General features: G+C 46.0%; 6 protein-coding genes and 2 tRNA genes. 4 read left to right on the top strand and 4 right to left on the bottom strand.

Translation table 11 applies throughout. The features are described from left to right. Positions 1–29: 29 nt before the first annotated feature. From AB4274_RS15110 to orn, 3 genes are all read right to left on the bottom strand, one after another. Positions 30–105 (bottom strand) — tRNA-Gly (locus tag AB4274_RS15110). A 53-nt stretch (positions 106–158) separates the two neighbouring features. Beyond that, a tRNA-Gly gene (locus AB4274_RS15105) sits at positions 159–234 on the bottom strand. Positions 235–414: 180 nt separating this feature from the next. Continuing rightward, on the bottom strand, positions 415–960 hold the full coding sequence (gene orn, locus AB4274_RS15100) for an oligoribonuclease (protein ID WP_010434065.1): 546 nt from the start codon (positions 958–960) through the stop codon (positions 415–417). 150 nt (positions 961–1110) lie between these two features. Between orn and rsgA the strand changes: the two genes are divergently transcribed. The 4 genes from rsgA to AB4274_RS15080 all read left to right on the top strand — a co-directional run bounded on the left by rsgA (position 1111) and on the right by AB4274_RS15080 (position 5937). Then, the gene (gene rsgA, locus AB4274_RS15095) at positions 1111–2166 is read left to right on the top strand and encodes a small ribosomal subunit biogenesis GTPase RsgA (RefSeq protein ID WP_017061306.1); all 1056 of its coding nucleotides are present in this window, start codon (positions 1111–1113) and stop codon (positions 2164–2166) included. Positions 2167–2291: 125 nt separating this feature from the next. Then, entirely contained in the window at positions 2292–3212 is a 921-nt protein-coding gene (asd, locus tag AB4274_RS15090) for an archaetidylserine decarboxylase (protein ID WP_017063172.1), read from the top strand. A gap of 308 nt (positions 3213–3520) precedes the next feature. After that, on the top strand, positions 3521–4936 hold the full coding sequence (locus AB4274_RS15085; RefSeq protein ID WP_017061303.1) for a DASS family sodium-coupled anion symporter: 1416 nt from the start codon (positions 3521–3523) through the stop codon (positions 4934–4936). A gap of 113 nt (positions 4937–5049) precedes the next feature. Beyond that, positions 5050–5937 carry a DMT family transporter gene (locus AB4274_RS15080; protein WP_372112520.1) on the top strand — a complete coding sequence of 296 codons (888 nt, stop codon included), beginning with the start codon at positions 5050–5052 and terminating at the stop codon, positions 5935–5937. Positions 5938–5995: 58 nt separating this feature from the next. On the opposite strand, the gene epmA is transcribed toward AB4274_RS15080, so the two are convergent. After that, complete coding sequence (epmA, locus tag AB4274_RS15075; RefSeq protein ID WP_372112518.1) at positions 5996–6967, bottom strand: elongation factor P--(R)-beta-lysine ligase; 972 nt, start codon at positions 6965–6967, stop codon at positions 5996–5998. Positions 6968–7328: the final 361 nt, after the last annotated feature.

Genomic DNA, 7328 nt, shown 5'->3' with positions numbered 1-7328 from the left:
TGCATTGTTTAAGACAATGAGGCTTAAATTGGAGCGATACATCGGGTTCGAACCGATGACCTCAACCTTGGCAAGGTTGCGCTCTACCAACTGAGCTAGTATCGCATTATAAAAGGTCTTTCACCTTTCGATTACCGCTTTCGCCGTAACCTACAAATTGGAGCGATACATCGGGTTCGAACCGATGACCTCAACCTTGGCAAGGTTGCGCTCTACCAACTGAGCTAGTATCGCAATCTGAAAACGTCTTTCGCCGTTCAGGGCTGCGAATTATAAGAGCATTTTTTTGTGATGCAAGTCCTTAATGCAAAATTACGAAAGTTTTTACTCAACTGCTGTAAAAGCACACAGATTTGCAAAAAAAACGGCTCTTATGTCCCTGAAAAGTTAGATAAACGTGATCCTTTTATTCGACTAGATGTTAATAATCGTTTTTCGGTAGTACTGCAGCTCGGCGATCGACTCTCGAATATCGTCTAACGCAAGGTGACTTCCCGACTTAGAAAAACCATCTAACACTTCAGGTTTCCAACGACGAGTCAGCTCTTTAAGCGTGCTTACGTCGACATAGCGGTAGTGGAAGTACTCTTCTAACTCTGGCATGTGCTTGTATAGGAAACGACGGTCTTGACCAATGCTGTTGCCACAAATCGGCGACTTACCTTTTGGTACCCATTTTTCAAGAAACTCAATCGTTTGTTGGATGGCATCTTGCTCTGAAACCGTGCTTTCTTGAATTCGCTTCACAAGGCCGCTGCCAGTGTGCGTCGTTGTGCACCACTCGTCCATCTTGTCTAATTCACTCTGGGGTTGGTGAATAGCCAAAACAGGCCCTTCAGCCAGGATGTTAAGCTCACTATCAGTAACGATAGTAGCAATTTCAATGATTTTATGAGTTTCAGGATCAAGTCCTGTCATCTCTAGATCAACCCAAATAAGGTTCTGATCGCTAAAGGACATAAGGCGTCGCCTATTTGTTTATGTGTAAAAGAGGTACTATACCCAAATAACTATACTCAAACTAGCTTTAGGACCATCGAAATCACGTGGTACCAGCAACACCCTGTTTGAGTCCCCAATCATCAAGTTAGATGTGTTAAGTGAAAAATTGTGGCTAAAAAAAAGAAGTTAACCAAAGGTCAAGTACGTCGTGTACGTAGCAACCAGAACAAGCGACTCAAGAAAGAAGATTCTATCCAATGGGATGAGAACATGCTTGGCGGAACCAAAAGCGGACTCGTGATTACGCGCTTTGGCCAACATGCTGATATCGAAGATCTTGAAACTAACGAAGTTCATCGTTGTAACTTACGCCGTAGTATCGAGACTTTAGTTTCTGGTGACCGAGTGACTTGGCGTGCAGGCTTAGAATCCATGGCCGGCATTTCTGGCGTTGTGGAAGCGGTTGAACCGAGAACTTCAATGCTGACTCGCCCTGATTACTACGATGGCCTAAAGCCGGTTGCTGCGAACGTCGACCAAATGGTTATCGTATCGGCTGTGCTACCAGAGCTATCACTTAATATTATCGACCGTTACCTAATTGCTTCAGAAACAGTGAACATCGCACCACTTGTTGTGCTAAATAAGGTCGACCTACTGACTGATGAGCAGATTGCTGAATATCGTGAAACACTTAAAGAGTACGAAAAGATCGGCTACAAAGTGATGTTCGTGAGTAAAGAGTCTGGCTACGGCATCAAAGAGCTGGAAGCTGAACTCAAAGACCGTATCAACATCTTTGTTGGTCAATCGGGTGTGGGTAAATCAAGCCTAGTGAATGCATTAATGCCAACGCTAGACATTGAAGAAGGCGAAGTCTCTGAGAACTCAGGTCTTGGTCAGCACACAACCACGGCAGCTCGTTTATACCACTTCCCTTCTGGTGGTGATCTGATTGATTCACCAGGAGTGCGTGAATTCGGCCTATGGCACCTAGAGGCCGACGAAATCACTGAAGCCTTTATCGAGTTCAAGCCTTACCTTGGCGGTTGTAAGTTCCGTGACTGTAAACACATTGATGACCCAGGCTGCATCCTGCGCGAAGCGGTAGAAAACGGAAAGATCAGTCGATTACGTTTCGACAACTACCACCGCATCATTGAAAGCATGGCGAGTAACAAAGATAACCGTCAGTATTCACGCAACAAAAAAGCCGATCTCTAATCGCGTTTTTGTGAACAAATGTGTGCATTTACTGACAATTGGCGCGAATTTAAGTAACATCTCGCGCCCTAAACCGTCATCGACAGATTTAATTGAAAAACAATTAGCATTGGAAAATTAATACAATGGATAAGATTAAAGTTGGATTGCAGTACTGGATTCCACAACATGGATTAACTCGCCTAGTCGGCAAACTTGCGTCTGCTAAAGCGGGCGGCTTAACGACAGCGATCATCAACTGGTTCATCAAGCAATACAAAGTGAACATGGATGAAGCTCTGCATAGCGATCCAAAACACTTTAAAACATTCAATGAATTCTTCGTGCGTGAATTGAAAGAAGGCATGCGCCCTATCGCCGAAGGTGAATCTGTTATTGTTCACCCTGCAGATGCACGTGTGAGCCAATTTGGCCCAATTACTGACGGTCAACTGATTCAAGCGAAAGGCCATAACTACTCAGCTCGCGAGCTATTGGGTGGTGATGCTGCGCTAGCGGATGAATTTAAAGACGGTGAATTCGCAACGCTTTACCTGTCTCCAAGTGATTACCACCGCGTGCACATGCCATGCGACGGCACACTGCGCCAGATGATCTACGTTCCAGGTGACCTTTTCTCAGTTAACCCGTTAACGGCAGAAAACGTTCCAAACCTATTCGCACGTAATGAGCGTGTCGTTTGTATCTTCGATACGGAATTTGGCCCAATGGCACAAGTGCTGGTTGGCGCAACGATCGTAGGTAGCATCGAGCAAGTATGGGCAGGTACCATCACCCCACCTCGTGGTAACTCGGTTTACAAATGGGATTACCCTGCACAAGGTGACAAAGCAATCATCTTGAAGAAAGGCGAAGAGATGGGCCGCTTTAAGCTTGGTTCAACCGTTATCAACCTGTTCGCTAAAGATGCGATCAAGTTTGACGACACTATGCAAAATGGCGAGAAAACGGTTCTTGGTACACCTTTCGCGCACATTGCTGGCAAAGAAGCGCAAGCAAATGACGATGTTGTTACCGATTCTGCTGAGAACACTGACCAAGCTTAACAATTTGAGTTAACTCATTTAAGCTTTCAAGGCGCGTTACTTTTTCTATTTCAGAGAAGAACGCGCCTTTTTCTTAACTCTACCGATTCATTTGCTACTCAAGCTCTAACAACTCAATCTTTCAAACCCTGCCCAGCCACCTGCTGCTTCTCACTCTTGTCTCTAATTGCCCAGATAAAAGATTGACCAAAAACAAAACAACTGTCGAAACCTTAAACAACTTTTTGATTTTCCAACCCGTCTCCAAGTACCAGAAATCCAGATAACTTACTCTATTTGAAGATATTTTATTTATAGGGTCTTTGTACATGCCTAAACTCAATGTTGGCGTTCTGGTCAAGCTGTTGATTTGTTTTGCGATTCCCTTAGGCGTGTTATTCATGCCGATAGATTCAATACCAATCGATGATCTCACGCTGATTCAACACCGCCTGTTGGCGATATTCTTATTAGCAGCCCTGCTGTGGGTGCTTGAACCTGTTCCGGTATTCGCCACTTCCATTTTGATCATTGCGCTTGAACTGGTGATGATATCTGACAAAGGTTTACACCTGTTTAGAAATCCACCAGCGGGGCACGATCTCGGTGAGTTAATCAAATATACCGACATCTTCGGTGCATTTTCATCACCAATCATCATCCTTTTCATGGGTGGCTTTGCTCTTGCGATATCCGCATCCAAGTACGAACTCGATAACAACCTAGCTCGAGTGCTACTTAAACCATTTGGTACAGAACCGCGCTTCATTATGCTCGGCTTAATGCTGATCACCGCCGTGTTCTCAATGTTCATGTCAAATACCGCAACGACGGTAATGATGCTTGCGCTGCTCGGCCCTATCGTGGCATCTGCACCAAAAGGCGATATGGGTATCAAAGCGCTCGTGTTGTGTATTCCAATTGCTGCCAATACTGGCGGTATCGCAACCCCAATCGGTACACCGCCCAATGCCATCGCGCTGCAATACCTAACGGGTGAAAATACCATCGACTTCCTCAGCTGGATGATGATGGGCTTACCCTTTGTGATCATCCAACTCACCATCGCTTGGTTTCTTCTACAAAAACTCTTCCCTTCTAAAGAAAGAAACATGGTGCTCAAGCTCGATGGACAATTTAGAAAGAGCTGGCGAGCGATTGTGGTTTACATCACCTTCGCTGCGACAATCTTATTGTGGATGACCACCAAACTGCACGGCATGAACACCTATGTCGTGTCTATCATTCCACTGGCTGTGTTTACGCTCACTGGCATCATGGGTAAAGAAGAGCTCAAGCTGATTAACTGGGATGTGTTGTGGCTGGTCGCAGGTGGTATTGCGATTGGTATTGGCTTAGATAAAACAGGCTTAGCCGCTGCACTCGCACACGCAATTGACTATGAATCGCTGTCACCTGCAGCTGTGGTACTGACATTATCTATTGTGTGTTGGTTAATGGCGAACTTCATGTCAAACACTGCGACGGCCAACTTGCTGATGCCGATAGCCGCTGCAATTGGTGCTTCCATGGAAAGCCTAGTTGCGATTGGTGGTCTACAGGGCTTGCTGGTTGTGGTCGCCTTCTCTGCGTCACTTGGCATGATTCTGCCAGTATCGACACCACCAAACTCACTGGCCTACTCGACCGGGCTTATCGAAAGCAAAGACATGGCGAAGATGGGCATCATCTTAGGTATTGTGGGCTTGCTGATGGTTTACCTCGCCCTGTTTATCATCACCTAGCACGTTAATCCCTACTAATGCCCTTCCAGATAGTAATCACGTCTTTGCTATCTGGAAGGTTTAGTGCATATTGAATCCCCCACTTCTACATTTTGACACGGACGTACACTTCAATGGGATTCGAATGGTTGGCTCTTGCTGCCGCTTTTCTTTGGGCCATCGCGAGCCTGATGTCAGTAAAGCCTGCTCAACACTTAGGTTCTTTCGCCTATAGCCGTTGGCGCATGGGTTGCACTGCTATCATCTTATCGAGCATGGCTTGGTTTACTGGTGGCTGGTCAACGGTCGAAGCAGACCTAGTCACGCCGATGATGCTGTCTGGGCTAATTGGCATCTTCATTGGTGATACCGCCCTATTTGCTTGTTTGAACAGAATGGGACCGCGCCAAGCAGGTTTGCTGTTCTCTTGTCACGCCGTGTTCTCGGCAATTCTTGGTTACTTCCTATTTAGCGAAAGCATGACTTCGGTGGAGCTGATTGGCTCGGCTTTGGTGTTTAGCGGCGTTTTAACCGCGATATTCTTTGGTCGTCGAGGACAAGCCAACAACCAACTCGAAACCATCAAGGGCACCGTGTGGATTGGTGTAGCTCTCGGAATCACTGCCGCTATTTGCCAAGCCTTGGGCGGTATTATTGCAAAACCCGTGATGCAAACCAGCATAGACCCTGTTGCCGCTTCAGCGATTCGTATGATCACCGCTTTTGTTGCCCATTCCGTATTTCGCTTAACGGGCGCCAAGCTCTCACGCGCAATCAACCCAATGAATGGTCAAATATTTGCGATTACCGCAGTTAACGGGTTTTTAGCGATGGCGGTGGGAATGACGCTGATTTTGTATGCGCTGCAGGAAGGTAATGTCGGCATGGTCGCTCTGTTATCTTCAACCACGCCAATCATGTTGTTACCGATACTCTGGCTGTACACCAAGCAGAGACCGAACGCCTACGCTTGGATCGGGGCTATTGTTGCCGTATTGGGTACAGGTATTCTAGTAAGATAGTGGTACTGGGATTCAAGTCAGTTAGTCAAACAGTAAGTAAGACTAACTGAACAGAGAGCTAAGAGCGCGGGAACGGAAAAGCGGTCACGTCATCGATGTGGTCATAACCTAACGCCAGCATGATCAGACGGTCGATACCTAACGCAACACCCGCACAGTCTGGTAAGCCCGCTTTTAACGCCTCAATCAAATGATGGTCAATCGGTTGAGGCGATAAGCCCATCTCAATGCGTTTGGCATTGTCATCTTCAAAGCGCTTGAGCTGCTCTTGTGGTTTATCCAGCTCATGGAAGCCGTTTGCCAATTCAATCCCTTTGAAATACACCTCAAAGCGATCCGCCACTCGTGGATCATTCGGGTTAATCTTGGCTAACGCCGCTTGTGATGCTGGGAAGTCATAAACAAACGCAGGCACTTGTTGCCCTATCTTAGCTTCAACCCCAATACTAAACAGCAGCTGCAGCAAGGTGTCGCGGTCTTCTTCTGGTTCTGCAATGTCGCTGAGCCCAAGTTTCGCCGCAGCTTGCTTTAGCGTATCCATCGAATCTTCCAGTGGACACACACCTAACACGTCAATAAAGGCTTGTTGGTAAGTCATTCGCTCTGCTGAGCCCGATTTAAGTACCTGCTGTAACAGCAAATCCATTTCATCCATCAGGTCATGATGATCAAAGCCAACGCGATACCACTCCAACATGGTGAACTCAGGGTTGTGGTAACGGCCATTTTCTTCGTTACGGAAAGACTTACAAATTTGGTAAATACAGCCACTGCCCGCCGCTAATAGACGTTTCATATGAAACTCAGGGCTAGTCATAAAGAACAGAGGCTGACCGTGCGCATAACCCGGCCCTACGAATTCAGTTTTGAAAGTATGCAAATGCACGTCCGTCACCGTGGCGTGGCTCATCGCAGGCGTATCCACTTCCATCACGTTTCGCTCAGCAAAGAACTGACGAATTTGATTAAGGATATCAGCACGTTGCTTTAACTGTTTAATGGTTGCGGCCGGTTGCCATGTAGAGTGCATTATTGAGTTCCATATTACTGAATTCTAGGCGACGAAAATTACCACCTTTCATCGCTTTTGTAAGCTTCTATCTTTCTATTCGTGAAAGCAAAATGTTGTTTTAATGAAGCCAGAAAATTACGTTCTACAATACAATTATCAATACAGATTTCACATCAACATTGATAACAAAAATCATACTCAACAAGCCGTTAACACCCGTCCTGTGGGTTAATCGTTATCAACGATTCATTGCCGTGATTGCAGTCACATAACCTATAATTTCTATGCCTCCATATGCATTACCGACCTAAAAACCCAAATGCATCAACTTTTCGAATACCTTCCTCTCTTACACTGAACCTACCACTTAAGGCTTAGG

Origin of the sequence: Vibrio sp. 10N.261.55.A10 (genome assembly GCF_041470825.1) — a bacterium.
GTDB classification, from domain to species: domain Bacteria; phylum Pseudomonadota; class Gammaproteobacteria; order Enterobacterales; family Vibrionaceae; genus Vibrio; species Vibrio crassostreae_C.
Note: the sequence above shows the minus strand (reverse complement) of the source record. Positions and strands in the feature narration are given on the sequence as shown.

What these genes read in the sequence shown, in the direction of transcription:
- AB4274_RS15085 (WP_017061303.1), top strand. Translation starts at nt 3,521, where the DNA reads ATGCCTAAACTCAATGTTGGCGTTCTGGTCAAGCTGTTGATTTGTTTT.
- orn (WP_010434065.1), bottom strand. Translation starts at nt 960, where the DNA reads ATGTCCTTTAGCGATCAGAACCTTATTTGGGTTGATCTAGAGATGACA.
- epmA (WP_372112518.1), bottom strand. Translation starts at nt 6,967, where the DNA reads ATGCACTCTACATGGCAACCGGCCGCAACCATTAAACAGTTAAAGCAA.
- AB4274_RS15080 (WP_372112520.1), top strand. Translation starts at nt 5,050, where the DNA reads ATGGGATTCGAATGGTTGGCTCTTGCTGCCGCTTTTCTTTGGGCCATC.
- asd (WP_017063172.1), top strand. Translation starts at nt 2,292, where the DNA reads ATGGATAAGATTAAAGTTGGATTGCAGTACTGGATTCCACAACATGGA.